Origin of the sequence: Loktanella sp. DJP18, assembly GCF_049310965.1 — a bacterium.
GTDB lineage: Bacteria > Pseudomonadota > Alphaproteobacteria > Rhodobacterales > Rhodobacteraceae > Loktanella.
On the sequence record NZ_JBMERN010000031.1, the window covers coordinates 26867 to 43525 of the forward strand.

Below are 16659 nucleotides of genomic sequence, written 5' to 3' on the forward strand. Positions count from 1 at the left end.
GCTGGTCGGCGCGGTCGATCAGCCAGCCTTTTCCAGACCGAAAGCGTCATGAAGCGCCTGCACGGCCAGTTCCATGTACTTGCGGTCGATCAGGACGCTGATCTTGATCTCGGAGGTGGTGATGACCTTGATGTTCACGCCCTCGTCGCGCAGAACCGCGAACATCTTGGCGGCGACGCCCGCGTGGCTGCGCATCCCGATGCCGACGATGCTGACCTTGGCGACGCCTTCGTCTGCGACCAGATCGTGAAAGTTGATCGTCCCGGCGGCCTTGGCGTCTTCCATGGCCTTCTGCGCGCGCATCACCTGATCCACGGGGCAGGAAAAGGTCATGTCGGTGCGACCTTCCTCGGAAATGTTCTGCACGATCATGTCGACGTTCACGCCCGCATCCGCGAGCGGGCCAAAGATCGCGGCCGCGATGCCGGGTCTATCGGCGACCGAGATCAGCGTCATCTTCGCCTCGTCACGGGAATAGGCCACACCGGCCACGACATTGCTTTCCATGATGTCCTCCTCGGCGCACACCAGCGTGCCCGCATTGTCTGATGGTTCATCGAACGACGACAGCACCCGCAGCTTGACGCCAAAGCGCATGGCGAGTTCCACCGACCGGGTCTGCAGGACCTTCGCACCCAGTGACGCCAGTTCCAGCATCTCTTCAAAGGCGATGCGGTCCAGCTTGCGGGCGCGGCGCACGATGCGGGGGTCGGTGGTATAGACGCCGTCGACGTCGGTATAGATGTCGCAGCGTTCCGCGCCGAAGGCTGCGGCAAAGGCGACTGCGGTGGTGTCCGACCCACCCCGGCCCAGCGTCGTGATCCGGCCTTCCGCGCTGACACCCTGAAAGCCTGCCACGACGGCGACCTTCATGCCTTGGGCGAATTTCGCCATGATGTTGTCGGTCGGGATCGCGTCGATCCGCGCATTGGCATGAGCGGACGTGGTCTGCACCGGCACCTGCCAGCCCTGCCAGCTGCGCGCCGGAATATCCATTTCCTGCAACCGCAGCGCCATCAGGCCGGCGGTCACATTTTCGCCGCTGGAGGTCACCGCATCGTATTCGCGCGCGTCGTAAAGCGGCGAGGTCTCGTTGACCCAGCCGACCAGTTCATTGGTCTTGCCCGACATCGCGGAGACCACGACGATCACGTCGTACCCGTTCGCCACCTCAAGCGCGACGCGCTTGGACGCACGGGAAATCCGGTCGATGTTGGCGACCGATGTGCCGCCGAATTTCATCACGAGTATGGGCATGACGCGTCCCTTGTCTGTCTGCGCCGCCCTTTACGCGACGTTGCATCCAAGGGCAATCCATCCGCAAACCGGCTCGGTCTTCTTCTGGTCGAAAATATCTCGGCGCGCGGCGGGGGCGGCACCCCCTTCAACCCTGGCCGGCTTAGAACGGGTGGTCCTGCCCGAAGTCCCGCGCCATCTGCGCCACGGACGCGGGGTCGGCCACGTCCAGCCGCAGCATGTCCGCCGTGGATGCCGCACGGTGCGTGCCGGTCACCGCATCGCCGCGGTGGCGGCAGGCGTCGAACATGGCGCGGCCGATGCCCCGGTTGGCACCGGTGATGAGGGTTGTCATGGGACAGCTTTCCTAATTTGTGCGCCGGCGCGGCACGAAGGGCAGCGGCAGCACGGGGATGTCGTCGGCGATCAGGTCGCGCACCTCGGCTCCGTTCGCCTGGCCGATGATCGGGCGTTCCGGCGCGCGGCCCTCGTGGATCGCGCGGGCCTCCTGCGCAAATCCGGTGCCGACGTCGTCGGAGGTCGCCTCCACATGGGCGCGGAATTTCTCCAGCGGCGTCGGCTCGGGCTTCGGGGTCGTGACGGAGGGGGCCATGACCGACTTCGTCACTCGCGCCGAACCGCAGGTCATGCAGGCCAGTTGCCCCGCGTCCGACAGCACCTGATAGGCGTCGGCGGACCGGAACCAGCTGTCGAAGCGGTGGGCGTTGGCGCAGGTCAGGGTATAGCGGATCAAGGTGCGATGTCCGATGCGGGATGGACCGAAGATAAGCCGTGCCGTGCCGGATGCAACCGCCTAGAGGTCCGAGGGATCGAAGGCTTCGACGATGCGGCGCAGGGCCGGTTCCGCAATCTTGGTCGCCGCCTTGTGCGGGGGAAACCAGCGCCGCTTGCGTTGCAGCCGTTCCGGCCAGTCGCTGGACACTTCCAGCACCTCCAGAGGGTAGACCATCACGACGACTGGTGTCGTGCGGTGCGACAGCGGCTTCACGTAAGAATAGACGCCAAGGCAACGATCCACGGCGTTCCCGGTCAGGCCAGCTTCCTCCCAGGCTTCGGTCGCCGCCGCCTCGGCCGGGGTCTGCTTGTGCATCGGCCAACCCTTGGGCACGATCCAGCGCTTCGTGCGCCGCGAGGTGATCAGGCAGACCTCGACCTTTCCTGCCGGATCGCGTCGCCAGCACAGGGCCGCGAATTGCCCGCGCACGGCTGTCTTGGCACCCCGCAGCTTCAGCGGCAGCTGTCCGCGCGGGGCTGTCGGGGGGGTGGCGTCGGCTGGCAAAGGTCTTGTATCCCGTGGCTATGCCTGCCGTGGTCCCACACACCCACGACGTCCGCAAGACGCAAACCCGACCGTGGTTCATCGGGTCGGAAATTTATCGCCATTCGTCCTACGGCCCGTTCCATCCCCTGCGGGTGCCACGCGTCTCGACCGTGATGGACCTGTGCCGGGCAATGGGCTGGATCGCGCCCGGACAGTTCGTGACCTCGCCCCGCGCCAAGCCCGCGGCACTGATGTCATTTCATACGCCCGACTATGTCGCCGCCCTGCAACGGGCCGAAGCGACGCAGACCGTGACCGATATGGACCGCGCGCGTCACGGCCTTGGCACCGCGAACAACCCGGTCTTCCCCGAAATGTATCGCCGTCCCGCGACCTCTGCCGGGGCCGCGATGCTGGCGGGCGAATTGCTGCGTTCCACCGGTACGGTCTTTACCCCGGCGGGTGGCACACATCACGGGTTCCCGGATCGGGCCGGGGGCTTTTGCTATCTCAACGACCCCGTTCTTGGCATCCAGTCGCTGCGCCGCAACGGGGCCCTGCGGATCGCCTATGTCGACATTGATGCGCATCATTGCGACGGGGTGGACCATGCCTTTCGCGACGATCCGGACACGTTGCTGATCTCGACCCACGAAATCGGCCGGTGGCCGCGCACCGGTGCGCTGGACGACGCAGGTGTCGGCAACGTGCTCAACGTGCCGCTGCTGGCGGGCGCTGTCGATGACGACATGGCGCTGGTTCGCGACGCGGTGATCCTGCCGGCACTGGCCTTGTTCCGTCCTGACGCGATCGTGCTGCAATGCGGGGCCGACGCGGTAGCCGAAGACCCGCAATCGCGCCTGACCCTGTCGAACAACGCCCATTGGGATATCCTGCGCGCGGTGCGTCCGCTTGCGACGCGGCTGATGGTGCTGGGCGGCGGCGGCTACAATCCGTGGAGCGTTGGTCGTCTCTGGTCAGGGAACTGGGCGATTCTGAACGATTTGCCGATCCCCGTCGTGCTGCCGCCCGCAGCACAGGCCGTGCTGGCCGCCCTGCGGTGGGAGGGGCAGCGCCGGATCACCCAACCGCCCGCCCACTGGATCACGACGCTGCGCGATGTGCCGCGCCAGGGTCCGATCCTCGATGCGACGCGCCATGCCTGCGATCACCTTGCCGCAAGGCTGATTTCATGGACCTGATACACCCTTGCGATGTGCGGGTCCGCGCGGGATAGTCCGCCAGACCGAACCGGAGCCATCCCGATGAAAGCCGTCATCACAGCCCTCTGCCTTCTGATCGGCACCGCTGCGCAGGCACAGGACCTTACGATCTTTGCCGCGGCGTCGTTGAAGGAACCGTTGGACCAGCTTTTGCTGACCCAACCCGGCGTCGTTGTCAGCTATGGCGGCAGCGGGATGCTGGCACAGCAGGTCATCGCGGGGGCACCTGCCGATCTGGTCTTTCTCGCGCATCCCGACTGGATGCAGGCGATGGACGATGCAGGCGTCCTGACCCCCGGCAGCCGCATCGACCTGCTCGGCAACCAGATCGTGCTTGTCGCGCCGGCGGGAACAGACGCATTCGCCCTGACGCCCGAGGCGTTGACCCGCGCGCTGGGTTCGGAGGGCCGACTGGCCATCGGCATGACGACCTCGGTGCCCGCTGGCCTCTATGGGCGCGCGGCGCTGGAAAGCCTCGGCCTATGGGACGCGGTGAAGGATCGTCTGGCCGAGGTCGACAACGTCCGCGCCGCCCTGACCCTGACCGAAAGAGGCGAGACGCCGCTTGGCCTTGTTTACCGGACCGATGCCCGGGTCACGCCGAATGTAGGCATCGTCGCGACCTTTCCCGACGCCAGCAACGAACCGATCCTCTATCAGGCCGCGACCGTTGCGGGCGGCGATCCTGCCGCCGAGGATCTGCTGGACCTGCTGGCCTCGCCCGAGGGGCAGGCGACCTTTGCCGCCGCAGGTTTCGTGCCGCTGGCCGCCCCCTGATGGAACTCGACGCCGCTGCCTGGGCCGCTATCGCGCTGTCGTTGCGCGTGGCAACCGTGGCCACGTTGGTCAGCTTGCCGATCGCCATTGCGGTCGCCTGGCTGCTGGCGCGCAAGCGGTTCTGGGGGCGCGGATTGCTGAATGGCCTCGTCCATCTGCCGCTGGTGCTGCCGCCCGTTGTCACCGGCTACCTGCTGCTGCTGGCATTCGGCACGCAGGGCCCCATCGGCGGCGTCCTGCGTGACGTCTTTGGCATCACGCTCGCCTTTCGCTGGACCGGTGCCGTGCTGGCGGCGGCGATCATGGCCTTTCCGTTGACCGTGCGCGCGATCCGCCTGGGATTCGAGGCAGTGCCGGCCGGGCTGGAGGACGCCGCCAGCACACTTGGCGCGTCCCGCATCCGCGTCTTCGGCACCGTGACCTTGCCGCTGATCGCCCCCGCCGTGCTGGCCGGCGCCGTGCTGGGGTTCGCCAAGGCGCTGGGCGAATTCGGTGCGACCATCACCTTCGTCGCAGCGATCCCCGGCCAGACGCAGACGATCCCGTCGGCGATCTACGGTTTGTTGCAGGTGCCGGGGCAGACGGGCGCAGTCGCGTCCCTGGTGCTGGTTTCCATCGCGCTGGCGATGGGTACGCTGGCCCTGGCGGAATGGCTGTCGCGACGCATGGCGGCGCGGATCGCCGGATGATCGACGTGGACATCCGCAAGCGATTGGGGGCGTTCAGCCTTGATGCGGCCTTCACCGCGCCTGCTGGTGTGACGGCAATCTTTGGGCGCTCGGGCTCGGGCAAGTCGTCGCTGATCAATTGCATCGCGGGGCTCATGCAGCCCGACGCGGGCCATGTGCGGATAGGCGGCGCGGACTTGACGGGCCGGCCGGTCCATCGTCGGCGTATCGGCTATGTCTTTCAGGATGCCCGCCTGTTCCCGCACCTGGACGTCGCGCAGAACCTGGCCTTTGGCGGCACCCACGACCGTGCCGCGGTGATCGCCATGCTGGGCCTCGGCGATCTGCTGGACCGGCGCCCTGCGACCCTGTCCGGCGGCGAGAAATCCCGCGTCGCCATCGGACGTGCCCTCATGTCGCGCCCGCAGCTATTGCTGATGGATGAACCGCTTGCGTCCCTCGATGGACCCCGCAAGGCCGAGGTGCTGGGCTACCTCGAACGTCTCTGCGCCACCACGCAGGTCCCGGTGATCTACGTCAGTCATGCGATGTCAGAGGTCGCGCGGCTTGCCACGACCCTCGTGCTGATCGAAGACGGCCGCGTCACGCGCGCGGGGCCGCTGGATGACATCCTGTCGGACCCCGCCGCCGTGCCGCTGGTCGGCGTCAGAGACGCGGGCGCCGTTCTGACCGGCACCATTCGGGGCATCAACGCCGCCGACGGTCTGACCGAAGTGGCCCTGTCCGCCGGTCGACTGATCCTGCCCGGGCGGCTGGGAGCAATGGGTGCGCGGGTGCGGCTTCGCATCCCGGCGCAGGACGTGATCCTGTCGACGGGGCGGCCCGTGGGACTGTCCGCGCTGAACGTCCTGCGCTGCACCATCGCGGGGCTCGAGATCGGGCAGGGACCGGGCGTCGCCGTCTCGCTGATATCGGGGACCGACCGGCTGCTGGCGCGGATCACGCGGCGGTCTGCGGCGCAGATGGGGCTGACAGAAGGGCAAGAGATCTACGCTATTCTGAAAGCGACGGCCCTGGCCCCGCAGGATATCGGCTGGGGGCAATGATCCGGCCGTGCATCATCGTCATGGGCGTGTCCGGCTGCGGCAAGTCACGGATTGGCGCGGCCTTGGCGAAAGGACTGGTCCTGCGGTTCCTTGACGGCGACAGCCTGCATCCGCCCTCCAATATCGCCAAGATGTCACGGGGCGAGGCACTGAACGATGCCGACCGCGCGCCCTGGCTCGATGCTGTCGGCGCGGCGCTGGGGACGCAGGCCGATGTGATCGCCTGTTCGGCACTGAAACGTGCTTACCGTGACCGGATCAGGGCGCAGGCCCCCAACACCGTCTTCGTCCACCTCGCCGGGACCCGCGCTGTGCTGGCGACCCGCGTTGCCAGCCGCCCCGGTCACTTCATGCCGCCTGCCTTGCTGGACAGTCAGCTGGCGACGCTGGAACGATTGCAACCGGACGAGGCGGCGATCGTCGTTGATCTGGCCCAGACGCCTGCCCAGATCGTGCGGCAGATCATTACAACGGGTCGGTTCGGAACAGCGTGACCTTCAGCCCGCCGTGCGGCACCTGCAAGCGGTCGGGTGTGAAGGGCAGGGCCGTCGCCTTGGCCAATCCGGGTTCGCTTGTCACCAAACCAACACGCCAGCCGCGAAAGCGGTCCTTCAACGTGGCTCCCAGCGCCCCGTAAAGGGGGAACAACAGGTTGCGATTTCCGATCCGCGCGCCGTAGGGCGGGTTCACCATGACCAATCCCGGCAGCCCGGCGGGGCGGGGCAGGTCGCTGATCGCGTGATGGGCAAAGGTGACGTTGTCGCCGACGCCGGCGCGTTCGGCGTTCGCCGTGGCACTGCGCACCGCCCCGGTGTCGCGGTCGGAACCGTAAAAGCGCAAGTCGGTGTCGCGCGGCCCGGCATGGCGCAGGGCGGCGAAGGCCGTTTTATCGAAACCTGCCAGTTGCATGAAGGCGAAATCGCGGCTGCGACCCGGTTGCAGGCCCAGCGCGATTTCGGCCGCCTCGATGACGAAGGTGCCGGACCCGCACATCGGGTCGACCACCGCCTCTGTCCCGGTATAGCCGCAATGGACGAGGAAGAGTGAGGCCAGCGTCTCGCGCATCGGGGCCTTGCCAACGGCTTCCTTGTGGCCCCTTTTGTGCAGGCTTTCGCCCGAGGTATCGACCGACAGCGTGACCGTGTTGTCGTCGATTCGGACCTTCAGCGTGACGGGGGCATCAGGGGCGATGTTGATCCCTGCCTCTTCGCGCAGCGCCGTCTCGATCCGCTGCTGCGCGGCACCGGCGTGATAAATTTTTGACTTGTGGCAAGTGACCTCGACCCGGACCGGCACGTACGGGCGCAGGGTTTCGGTCCAGGGAAACTTGCGCGACCGCTTGTCAAGCTGGGCCAGATGAAACGCGAGGAAGCTGCCGAACCGCGCCAGCACGCGCCCCGCGCCGCGCAACTCAAGATTGGCGCGCCAGACCTCGGGCCAGCCCCCCGTGAACGTGACACCGCCCGGCACCGCCATGGCACCGTCGAATCCGGCGGCCTGCACCTGAGCCAGCAGCAACGGTTCAAGTCCCGGCGGCGCGGTCGCGAAAATCTCGAAAGAGGTGTGGGTCATGGCGCGTCCTAGCGCGAAACGCAGCACGGTGCATCTGCAAAAGGGAACAGTCGCATGTTCCCGGACTCGGGCCGCAGGGTCAGAAGAACATCTCGTCCAGGTCCGACTGCAATCCAACGTCTGCGGCGTTTGCATCCGTGGCGGCGTCGACCCCGAGAACCGCATCGTGAATTTGGCGCTCAATCGCGATGGTGTAGCTGGACCTGAGCGGATCCAGTGCCCTGCGGGTCTCCTCGCTGACGCTGATCGGCGGCCCCTCCGGCGGGATCTTCAGGCGAAGTGACGTTTCGGCGACATCGTTCAGTCTGGCATCGACCTCGCGCAAGGCGCGCGACACGTCGGCAAAAGACAACTGTCCCAGTGCGGCCATCGTATCGCCGAATGTCATCAGATCGACCTCCGCCGCGCCGGCCGGCCCAGCCCCCGAGACCGCGGCGTCGGCTTCGGTATCGAAAACGGTCTGCATGTCGTGGCGCTGCCCCATGCTCAGGGACATCAGGCGAGACGTCGAGGCGACAATGGCCTGGCTGACCTCGCGCAGTTGGCGCGCGATCGCGGCCATCGCAAGACCATCGGCACCTTTTCCCCGCGAGACCAGCGTCGCGTTGATGCCCAGCAGAAGGATGCGATCCTCGATGTCGGACAAGCGACCGGCTGCCTCGACCTTCTTGTCGTATTCCGCGCCCATCAGTGCGAGTTCGGCGTGCAACGAGTCGCCGTGGTCCGCAAGGGCGACGGCGGCCTGCGACAAGCCGGCAAAAGCGTGGCCGGCCGCGGTCGCGGCGTCGGTCAGCCCGCTGTCCGAGAGTGAGCGAAGCGCCGTTTCGGACCGCGATAAGGGCTGCGCCATGGCAGCGATCTGATGTCGCGTCGCCCCGATGTCCGCCAGCAAGGTTGACCGCAGGTCTCGCAACAACGCCTGCGCGACTGCCGAGGCCGCCGTCGCTGTCGGGCTGCCCGCATCACACAGCGCGATGGCACCGATGACATGTTCAAGCCGCTGCCGGATGGCATCGCCGCCTTGCAGGCTGGTCATCGCCCGCACCAGGGCGTCGGCCACATCGCCTGCGGCACCGCCAAAGGTTTCGGCCGCTTGATGCGTCGCATCGCTCTGGCCCAGATGATGCAGCAATATCGGAACCTTGCTTTGGTCCGCCTGCATGGCGTTGACTTGCCCCCCCAGCCCGCGAAGCCGTTCGGATGCTGCCGTAAGCCGGTTGGTTGCCCGCGCCTGAATGTCTTCTAGGGCCGCAAGGTCTTTTTCGGCGTTGCGCAGCAGAACGTGCACCGATTGCGCGAAGGAATCGATGATGCCGCTCTTCGTCTGTACGGCGCTGCTGACGATCCGGGCGTTGAAGGCGATCATCACCGCCACTCGGATATCCCGCCGCAGGTGGCCCAAGACCGCATTCTCGGCGCGCGTCTCGGCTTCGATCCGGGACAGAAGAGCCTGCAACGTCAGAAACTTTTCGCGCGCCCTGTCCATGTCGGCCATGAGCCGGTCGCTTTGCGCCAGCATGGCCAACCGCGCGTCGGGTCTGGTGCTGCATTCCACACCTTTCATCAGGGCACTGGCACTGGCGATGCGGTCGACCTGCCGAAACAGACTGGAGGAGGCGTTCTCGATCGCGGGCTCCAATTGTGCGCACAGGAAGCGCAGCCGTTTCAACAGCACTGTCCTGTCCGATGCTCCGAGTGGGGTCATCATCAGCGGGACGCGACCCTGACGGCCGCCCCGAAGGCATTGATGTCGTCCGCGAATTTCGACAGTGGCACCTTCCGCTCGGCGGCACCCAAGCGAAAGGCTTCTCCGGGCATCCCCCAGACGACGCTGGACGCTTCGTCCTGCACGGCGGTGTCCGCACCGGCCTGCGACATTTCAAGCAGGCCGCGTGCGCCGTCGTCCCCCATGCCGGTCATCAGCAGGCCGAGGGCACCCTGTTCCGCAGCGATCGCAACGGACCTGAACAGCACGTCGACCGATGGCCGGTGGCGCGCCACCTAGGGCCCGTGCATGATTTCGACACGATAGCTGCTGCCATGCCGGCGAATGACCATGTGTTGATTGCCCGGCGCGATCAGGACGGTGCCCGGTTCGGGCCTGTCACCATCGACGGCCTCTCGGACAGAGACGCTGCACAGGCTGTCGAGGCGACGTGCGAAAGCCGCCGTGAATTTTTCTGGCATGTGCTGGACGATCACGATGGGCGGCAGATCGGTCCGCAGGGCGGGCAGGACGCGCGACAGAGCCTCGGTCCCGCCCGTCGACGCGCCGATCGCGATGATCGGTGCCCGCGGCATCTTCCGCAGGCCACCACCCGGGCGCGGCGCTTGGAGAATGACATCGGCTGTCAACTTGGGTTCATGGCCGGCCGGACGGTTCCCCGCGGGCCGGGTATCGCTCTGCGGTGCCGGTGTCGGCGCGTTGTGCGATTTCGTGCCGCGACGGGCCTGGGCTGCGGCGCGCACGGCATCGACGACCTGAATCCGCGCTTCGTTCTGTGACGCCTGGTCGGTCAGGCGCGGTTTGGCGATGACTTCGCAGGCACCAAGTTCCATCGCGCGGAAGGCCAGTTGGGAATTCGCCTCCGTAAAGCTGGAGCAGACGATGACGGGCAACGGGTGCTGCAACATGATCTTTTTCAGAAAGGTCAAACCATCCATGCGCGGCAGTTGCAGGTCCAGCAACAGCACATCAGGCAAATTCTCTTGCATGAATCGCGCCGCGGCGAAGGCGTCGCCGGCCTGGCCAGACACGACGATTCCCGGCGCGCCCCGCAAAAGCTCGCTGAGCAGATGACGCGCGCTTGCACTGTCGTCGACGATCAGAACCTTGATTTCGCGCATGGCGTCATTTCCTTTTGCGGTAGGCACCCGGCGCGATCGGGGTCAGATCCGGATGTTGCACCACCATCGACTCCGAATGGCCGACCACGAAGTAGCCGCCGGGGCGTATCTTGTCGGCGCAGGCCGCGATGACCCGCGCCTGAAGATCGGGTTCGAAGTAGATCAGCACGTTTCGCAAGAAGACGACATCCATGTTGCCTGCAATGCGGAAGGGCTGGACCATCAAATTCAGATTGTGGAAACTGACATGCTTGCGCAACTCGGGCACGATACGCCCGCGCAGATGACCCTCCGGTCCCTTGCCCGCCATGACGTAGGCGGAACGCAAGGGTGCCGGGATCGGTGCGAGTTCCGTAGTGGAATAGACCGCCGTGCGGGCCAACGCGATCACACGTTCTGTGATGTCAGTTCCCAGAATCCTCCACTCCAGCCGCGGATCCAGCCGCGCGGCTTCCGCCAGTTCCATGGCCGCCGACCAGGCCTCTGCCCCGGTCGAGGCCGCAGCACTCCAGAACATGAAGCTGGCGGCGGACTGCTGAAGCGCGGCCGGGATCATGACCTGACGCAGGAGGCGATAATGGGAATCCTCACGGAAGAAGTCGGTCTTGTTGGTCGTCATCTGGTCGATGATATGCGGCAGTTCCGCCGTCAGATGGCCTCCGTCGAAGATGTACCGGAGATAGTCATCCAGCGTGGTCAGGTGCAGTTCGATCAGGCGCCGCCTGAGACGCGATTCGATCATCGGCCGTTTTGCGGCCGGCATCTTGATGCCGGTCTGGGTGTGTACCAGCTGCCTGAATCTGGCCAGTCGGCTGTCCTGCATTTCGATGGTATGGCCCGTCACGACAGGGCCGCATCCGGCACGACATTGCCGTTCAGTTCGTCGATGTCTTCCGCGAACAGGCCGTCGATGTCCAGCAGCGTGACGAAGTGATCATTGCGGCGACCGATCCCGCGCACTGCGGCTGTTTGCCAGTGCAGAAGCTCGGCTTCAGAAAGTGGCTCGGTGACGGCGCCATCAAGTTCCGTGACCTCGATCACGCGGTCGACGCGGACACCGACGGTCAGGTTTCGGTCGTTTCGAACCCCTGCGCGCAGAACGATGACCCTCGTGTCGTCTGTCGGTTCAGTGCCGGGCATGCCCAGCCTTATGCGCAGATCAATCACGGGTACCGACACGCCGTGACGGTCGATCAGACCCAGCAGGGCGGGCGGTGTCCGGGGCAGAGGCGCGATGTCGCCCACCTCCAGGATTTCGAGCACAGGTGCCACGGGCAGCGCGAAATGCGCAGTGCCGAGACAAAAGGTGATGACAGTCGGGTTCTCGGTCATTGCGATATCACCCGGTCAGGCTGCGGATTGGACAGCGCGGATGAATTCCGCGTCAAGCGCATCGTCGGCGGCTTCCATGTCGAAATCATAGCCACCGGCCCGCGGCGCCGCGGCGGACTTCTTGATACCGATCGGCATGTCTCGGTGTCCACCGGCCCTCGCGTCAAGCCGGAAGTAGGCAATGGCGCTGCGCAACGTTTCGGCTTGGGCTGAAAGTTCTTCTGCAGTTGCGCTCAGCTCCTGGCTGGCGGAGGTGTTTTCCTGTGTGACCTTGTCGAGCTGCTGGATCGCGAGGTTCACCTGACCGGCACCGGTTGCAAGCTCGTGGCTGGCGCTGCTGATTTCGCTGACGAGTTGCGCGGTCCTTTCGATGTCGGGCACCAGGGCGTCCAGCATCCGCCCCGCATCTTCCGCTGCGCGGACCGTTTCGGACGATAGTCCCGAAATTTCGCCGGCGGCGGTCTGGCTGCGTTCGGCCAGCTTGCGCACCTCCGAGGCAACGACCGCAAAGCCGCGGCCGTGTTCGCCAGCGCGCGCCGCCTCGACCGCCGCGTTCAACGCCAGCAGATCGGTCTGACGGGCGATTTCCTGGACGATCAGGATGCGGTCGGCAATTGTCTTCATCGCGTCGACGGCGCGGGTCACGGCGGCTCCGCTTGTCCGCGCGTCATTTGCGGACTTCTGGGCAATGGTTTCCGTCAGGTTGGCATTCTCGGCGGTCTGCTTGATGTTCGCGTTCATCTGTTCCATCGAGGCGGAGGCTTCTTCGGTCGCGCTCGCCTGCTCGGTTGCGCCTTGGCTCATCTGGACCGACGTCGCGGCCATTTCCGTGGCCCCGGCGGCGACTTGGCCGGCGCCACTCGATACTTCGCCGACTGTGGTCCGCAGCCGTCTGACCATCTCGCTCTGGCTGCGCAAAAGGTCCGATATCTCGTCGTTGCCGGTGACGGTTGCCAATTCGGTCAGGTCACCTGATGCGACCTTACCGGACAGGCCGATCGCACGGTGCAATCCCCGACTGATCGAAATGGTGATCCAAGTGGCACTGGCGATACCGATCAATACCGCAGCCAACATCAATGAAATCAAAAGGTTGCGCGCTAAAACGTAAGTGGCGGTCGTTTCGTCCGATGCGACCGCCATTGCGGTCAGGTTTCCTTCAGTCAACCCCTCCAAGAGGGCTTCCATCTGTTGCCAAAGGGCCTTTCCGTCCCCGTCGATGACCCGGAAGGCACTAAGATTGTCGCCGGTCCGGGCGCTGGCCATCGCACGATTATTCACGTCGCGCAACCTCGGCATGAGGCTGGCATAGGTCGCCAGATCAGTCTTTCCCTTGTCGGATGCAATGGCACCGAAGGCCTCCAGGATTGCGTCATGGCGACCTCGGCTTTCAGTCATCGTTGCAAGAACGGCATCCCGGGCGGCGGTCGTGTCGGCGATGATGTAGGTGCGTACGTCCCCTTGAATTCGAAGCTGCTCGGACGTCAGCTCTTCGGACAGCCGGACCCTTTCTGCCTCTGTGTGGACGATTCGGTCGAGCTGATTGTTCAACCTCGAGAGGTTGACGATGGACACGATCGTCAGGACCGCCGAGGCCAGGATGATGGTCATGAAGGTTGCGGCAAGTTTCAGTTTGATGGTCAGGCGCATCATGCGGTCTCCGGATGGGGGTGAGTATGAGTCGGGGTCGCCGTATTGGCCGCCGCGCGCGGCGGCTGGCCGGCCATGACGTCGAGCAGGATTGCATTCAGGTCCGGCAGCGTGACGAATTCGCCCTGCCAGCGTCCGACTGCCGCGACATAGCGCGGCGGCCATCGGGTCCCGACGCTGGGGATGTTTTCGAGCGCCGCATCTTCGATGCGCGTGACGGCGTGGACGGCGTCCGCGATGATGCCCACCACGCAATCCTGACCATTGATCGGAAGATCGAGGACCAGAATACGACTGTCGGGGCCGATCAGATGACTGGGCATGCGCAAAGGCACCCGCAGATCGGCCAACGGCACCACTGCGCCACGCACGTTCAGCAGACCGGCGGCAAAATCGGATGCACCGGGCACCCGGGTGATCGCGGTCGGTTCAAGGACCTCTCGCAGACGCGTCGCCTTGACGGCGAGCACCTCGCCCGCAAGGCTAAATGTGACGACATCGCCTGCGATCTCGGATGGGCCGCGTGGCACGGCGGTCATGCCGCCACCTGCCCGGTTTCTGCCAGGACCCGGCCGCGCGCGACCAACTGCGGCACGTCAAGGATCAGCGCGACGGCACCGTCGCCCAGAATGGTGGCACCGGAAAACGACTTCAGCGCCGCATGAAGCGGTGAAAGCTGCTTGATGACTGTCTGGTTCGATCCGATGATGCGATCCACCACGAGGCCGACCCGCCAGTCGCCCGCCGTCACGACAATGACCTTCTGGTGAGAATTGGGCCGTCCGGAGCTGTCCAGCAACGTTCGCAAACGCAGGAAAGGCACAAGGCTGTCGCGAATGTCGAGAAAGGCATTGCCGTTTGTCACGGTCGCATGCGCCGCGGGCAATTCGACGATCTCGTCCACGGCGGCCAGTGGGACGACAAAGCGTTCGCCGCCGACCTCGATCAGCAGCCCGTCGATGATCGCCAGCGTGAGAGGCAGGCGCAACGTCACGGTGGTGCCGTGTCCGGGTTCGCTGGCCACACTCAGGACTCCGCGAAGGGCATCGACGGTCCGATGAACGACGTCCATGCCGACCCCGCGCCCCGACATGTCGGTGATCTGCTCGGCCGTCGAGAAGCCGGGTTCAAGGATGAGCGCGAACAGGGCGTCGTCCGTCAGGTCCGCCGATTCGGAAATCAGGCCGCGCGCGATGTCGCGGCCGCGGATGGCCTGGCGGTCGAGCCCTCGCCCGTCGTCGCTCACGGAAATCAGAACCTCTGCCCCTGCATAGCGCGCGCCGAGCGTGATGGTTCCTGTCGGCGGTTTGCCCATCCGGCGGCGTTCGGCTGCGGGTTCAATGCCGTGATCGGCGGCATTGCGGATGATGTGCATCAGCGGTTCGGTCAACCTCTCCACGACGGTCTTGTCCAATTCCGTCTCTTCGCCTTCGGTCATGAAGACGATGGGCTTTCCAAGCTTTTCGGTCAGATCGTGCGCCAATCGGCGGAACCGGCCGGCGATGGCACCGATCGGCATCATCCGGATCGACATGGTCGTATCCCGCATCGCGGTGACGAGCCGCTGAATATCCTCCGACACTGCGACCAGAGCCGGGTCCTTGGATTGTGCGGCGATGGCCACCAGGCGCGCCTCGGCGATCACGAGTTCGCCGACGCGGTTCATCAAGTCGTCCAGCCGCTCTGCGGGGACACGCATCAAGGCCGCGCCGGTTTTCGGGATGGTCGGCATGGCGTCACCCGAGTGGGCTGTGGTGACATGCGGTATCGACGCGGCCGCCGGCGCGTCGCCGGTATCGTCCTTCTGACCACGGCGGCGCATTTCCAGCGACAGGCCGGTTTCGTGGAACAGGAACACGCCACGCAGGTCTTCTTCGGTAAATGCGCCGGGCAGGATTGCCTGCCATCCGATATAGAACTGCCGGGGATCGATCATCGGCAGAGGCGGCACCCGGTCGATCAGCGCGACGATGCCGGCCGCACCCATCGCGCGCAGGTCATCGAGCACGAGCATGGGGTTGCCACCCAGTTGCAGCGTATCGGGGGCCAGGTAGAACCGAAGCATCCAGTCGTCCATCGCGCCGTCTTGCCCAGACGCCAAGGGTGCAGGTTCGCCGGTCACCTCTGCGACCAGAAAGTGGTTCTTCAGGCGCGACAGGATGACCAATCCATCCCCCACAGGCGTCCCTTCCAGAAGTGCTACGACATGGTCGCGCGCCTCGAGCGCAAGTGAGATCAGCCCAGCATCGGCGGTCTGTCCTTGCGTCCGAAGGTTCTCGAAGGCCGATTCGAACCCGTGAAGGAACGAGGCGATATCGTCCCGGCCAAACATGGCACCGGTGCCCTTGAGCGTGTGCAGATCGCGAAACACGGCATCGATCAGCGCCCGATCGCGGGGACTGTCCTTGAGCGCCAGTAGCCGAGTTTCCAGTGTCTCGACCAGTCCGTCGCACTCGGCGCGGAAGATCGCCAGAGTTTCAGCGTCCATCTGCAATGGTTTCCGGCTCATGACCCGACGACCTTTGCCATGACGCCGAGCAGTTTCGGCGCGTCGAACGGCTTGACGAGCCATCCCAGTGCGCCGGCGTCGCGGGCCCGCTGCTTGAGGTCGGGACTGCTGTCGGTCGACAGAAAGATCACGGGAACGCCCGCGTGGACGGCGGAAGCGCGGAAGGCCTGGCAAAATCCCAGCCCATCGAGGTTGGGCATGTTCTGGTCCGTCAGAACCGCATCCGGCCGAAAGGCCATCGCCTGCGTCAGCGCATCGCGCCCGTCACTTGCAGTGGCGACGGTGTAACCGGCGTTCAAAAGGGTTCGTTCGATCATATGACGCACGGAGGGGGAATCGTCGACGACGAGGATCTTCTTGGTCATCGGGTCCTTCTTTCAGGTTGCAGGCGCTGCGAGCGGCAGCACCTCTTCGAGGCCCATTGCATGCCATGTGGCAACGACGTCGGGGGCGCGGGTGAGTGCGTCGGGAAGCGGGAGCTGAGCCAGTCGGGCCG

Annotated in this window: 17 protein-coding genes and 1 pseudogene; 5 read left to right on the forward strand and 13 right to left on the reverse strand. The window is 65.4% G+C overall.

Going from position 1 to position 16659, the window contains the following annotated elements; translation table 11 throughout:
- Positions 1 to 18: 18 nt before the first annotated feature.
- The 4 genes from ACOI1H_RS11240 to ACOI1H_RS11255 form a co-directional block, all read right to left on the reverse strand.
- Positions 19 to 1257, reverse strand: coding sequence for an aspartate kinase (locus ACOI1H_RS11240; protein WP_422437497.1), 1239 nt, complete (start codon positions 1255 to 1257; stop codon positions 19 to 21).
- 142 nt (positions 1258 to 1399) lie between these two features.
- Positions 1400 to 1591 (reverse strand): hypothetical protein, encoded by a 192-nt coding sequence (locus ACOI1H_RS11245; protein WP_422437498.1) that lies wholly within the window; start codon positions 1589 to 1591, stop codon positions 1400 to 1402.
- A gap of 12 nt (positions 1592 to 1603) precedes the next feature.
- Entirely contained in the window at positions 1604 to 1990 is a 387-nt protein-coding gene (locus ACOI1H_RS11250) for a DUF1178 family protein (protein WP_422437500.1), read from the reverse strand.
- A 60-nt stretch (positions 1991 to 2050) separates the two neighbouring features.
- Positions 2051 to 2536: an NUDIX hydrolase gene (locus ACOI1H_RS11255; protein ID WP_422437502.1), complete on the reverse strand. Its 486-nt coding sequence runs from the start codon at positions 2534 to 2536 to the stop codon at positions 2051 to 2053.
- Between the two features lie 20 nt (positions 2537 to 2556).
- Here ACOI1H_RS11255 and ACOI1H_RS11260 point away from each other — a divergent pair, with 20 nt between their 5' ends.
- The 5 genes from ACOI1H_RS11260 to ACOI1H_RS11280 all read left to right on the forward strand — a co-directional run bounded on the left by ACOI1H_RS11260 (position 2557) and on the right by ACOI1H_RS11280 (position 6747).
- A complete protein-coding gene (locus ACOI1H_RS11260; RefSeq protein WP_422437525.1) occupies positions 2557 to 3720 on the forward strand; it encodes an acetoin utilization protein AcuC in 1164 nt (387 codons plus the stop codon).
- Positions 3721 to 3783: 63 nt separating this feature from the next.
- Positions 3784 to 4518, forward strand: a complete 735-nt coding sequence (gene modA, locus ACOI1H_RS11265; protein WP_422437503.1) for a molybdate ABC transporter substrate-binding protein — start codon at positions 3784 to 3786, stop codon at positions 4516 to 4518.
- The gene (gene modB / locus ACOI1H_RS11270) at positions 4518 to 5207 is read left to right on the forward strand and encodes a molybdate ABC transporter permease subunit (RefSeq protein WP_422437505.1); all 690 of its coding nucleotides are present in this window, start codon (positions 4518 to 4520) and stop codon (positions 5205 to 5207) included. Before modA ends, modB begins: the two co-directional genes overlap by 1 nt.
- Positions 5168 to 6253 carry a molybdenum ABC transporter ATP-binding protein gene (gene modC, locus ACOI1H_RS11275; RefSeq protein ID WP_422437507.1) on the forward strand — a complete coding sequence of 362 codons (1086 nt, stop codon included), beginning with the start codon at positions 5168 to 5170 and terminating at the stop codon, positions 6251 to 6253. Before modB ends, modC begins: the two co-directional genes overlap by 40 nt.
- Positions 6250 to 6747, forward strand: a complete 498-nt coding sequence (locus ACOI1H_RS11280) for a gluconokinase (RefSeq protein WP_422437509.1) — start codon at positions 6250 to 6252, stop codon at positions 6745 to 6747. Before modC ends, ACOI1H_RS11280 begins: the two co-directional genes overlap by 4 nt.
- Here the strand turns inward: ACOI1H_RS11280 and ACOI1H_RS11285 are convergent.
- The 9 genes and pseudogenes from ACOI1H_RS11285 to ACOI1H_RS11325 form a co-directional block, all read right to left on the reverse strand.
- The gene (locus tag ACOI1H_RS11285) at positions 6719 to 7825 is read right to left on the reverse strand and encodes a THUMP domain-containing class I SAM-dependent RNA methyltransferase (RefSeq protein WP_422437511.1); all 1107 of its coding nucleotides are present in this window, start codon (positions 7823 to 7825) and stop codon (positions 6719 to 6721) included. The two genes, ACOI1H_RS11280 and ACOI1H_RS11285, sit on opposite strands and share 29 nt — an antisense overlap.
- A 79-nt stretch (positions 7826 to 7904) precedes the next feature.
- Entirely contained in the window at positions 7905 to 9494 is a 1590-nt protein-coding gene (locus ACOI1H_RS11290) for a hypothetical protein (RefSeq protein ID WP_422437513.1), read from the reverse strand.
- 38 nt (positions 9495 to 9532) lie between these two features.
- Positions 9533 to 10672 (reverse strand): annotated as a pseudogene (locus ACOI1H_RS11295) (protein-glutamate methylesterase/protein-glutamine glutaminase).
- A gap of 4 nt (positions 10673 to 10676) precedes the next feature.
- Positions 10677 to 11516 carry a CheR family methyltransferase gene (locus tag ACOI1H_RS11300; protein WP_422437515.1) on the reverse strand — a complete coding sequence of 280 codons (840 nt, stop codon included), beginning with the start codon at positions 11514 to 11516 and terminating at the stop codon, positions 10677 to 10679.
- A complete protein-coding gene (locus ACOI1H_RS11305) occupies positions 11513 to 12004 on the reverse strand; it encodes a chemotaxis protein CheW (RefSeq protein WP_422437517.1) in 492 nt (163 codons plus the stop codon). Before ACOI1H_RS11305 ends, ACOI1H_RS11300 begins: the two co-directional genes overlap by 4 nt.
- A gap of 15 nt (positions 12005 to 12019) precedes the next feature.
- A complete protein-coding gene (locus ACOI1H_RS11310; protein ID WP_422437527.1) occupies positions 12020 to 13654 on the reverse strand; it encodes a methyl-accepting chemotaxis protein in 1635 nt (544 codons plus the stop codon).
- Positions 13654 to 14193, reverse strand: coding sequence for a chemotaxis protein CheW (locus ACOI1H_RS11315; RefSeq protein ID WP_422437519.1), 540 nt, complete (start codon positions 14191 to 14193; stop codon positions 13654 to 13656). Before ACOI1H_RS11315 ends, ACOI1H_RS11310 begins: the two co-directional genes overlap by 1 nt.
- Positions 14190 to 16163, reverse strand: a complete 1974-nt coding sequence (locus ACOI1H_RS11320; RefSeq protein ID WP_422437521.1) for a chemotaxis protein CheA — start codon at positions 16161 to 16163, stop codon at positions 14190 to 14192. Before ACOI1H_RS11320 ends, ACOI1H_RS11315 begins: the two co-directional genes overlap by 4 nt.
- On the reverse strand, positions 16160 to 16528 hold the full coding sequence (locus ACOI1H_RS11325; RefSeq protein ID WP_422437523.1) for a response regulator: 369 nt from the start codon (positions 16526 to 16528) through the stop codon (positions 16160 to 16162). Before ACOI1H_RS11325 ends, ACOI1H_RS11320 begins: the two co-directional genes overlap by 4 nt.
- Between the last annotated feature and the right edge of the window lie 131 nt (positions 16529 to 16659).

Bases quoted from the DNA above. Each gene is read 5' to 3' on its own strand.
- ACOI1H_RS11310 (WP_422437527.1), bottom strand. From the start codon at position 13,654: ATGCGCCTGACCATCAAACTGAAACTTGCCGCAACCTTCATGACCATC.
- modB (WP_422437505.1), top strand. From the start codon at position 4,518: ATGGAACTCGACGCCGCTGCCTGGGCCGCTATCGCGCTGTCGTTGCGC.
- ACOI1H_RS11320 (WP_422437521.1), bottom strand. From the start codon at position 16,163: ATGAGCCGGAAACCATTGCAGATGGACGCTGAAACTCTGGCGATCTTC.
- modA (WP_422437503.1), top strand. From the start codon at position 3,784: ATGAAAGCCGTCATCACAGCCCTCTGCCTTCTGATCGGCACCGCTGCG.
- ACOI1H_RS11325 (WP_422437523.1), bottom strand. From the start codon at position 16,528: ATGACCAAGAAGATCCTCGTCGTCGACGATTCCCCCTCCGTGCGTCAT.
- ACOI1H_RS11280 (WP_422437509.1), top strand. From the start codon at position 6,250: ATGATCCGGCCGTGCATCATCGTCATGGGCGTGTCCGGCTGCGGCAAG.
- ACOI1H_RS11245 (WP_422437498.1), bottom strand. From the start codon at position 1,591: ATGACAACCCTCATCACCGGTGCCAACCGGGGCATCGGCCGCGCCATG.
- ACOI1H_RS11315 (WP_422437519.1), bottom strand. From the start codon at position 14,193: ATGACCGCCGTGCCACGCGGCCCATCCGAGATCGCAGGCGATGTCGTC.
- ACOI1H_RS11240 (WP_422437497.1), bottom strand. From the start codon at position 1,257: ATGCCCATACTCGTGATGAAATTCGGCGGCACATCGGTCGCCAACATC.
- ACOI1H_RS11305 (WP_422437517.1), bottom strand. From the start codon at position 12,004: ATGACCGAGAACCCGACTGTCATCACCTTTTGTCTCGGCACTGCGCAT.
- ACOI1H_RS11285 (WP_422437511.1), bottom strand. From the start codon at position 7,825: ATGACCCACACCTCTTTCGAGATTTTCGCGACCGCGCCGCCGGGACTT.
- ACOI1H_RS11260 (WP_422437525.1), top strand. From the start codon at position 2,557: ATGCCTGCCGTGGTCCCACACACCCACGACGTCCGCAAGACGCAAACC.
- modC (WP_422437507.1), top strand. From the start codon at position 5,168: ATGGCTGTCGCGACGCATGGCGGCGCGGATCGCCGGATGATCGACGTG.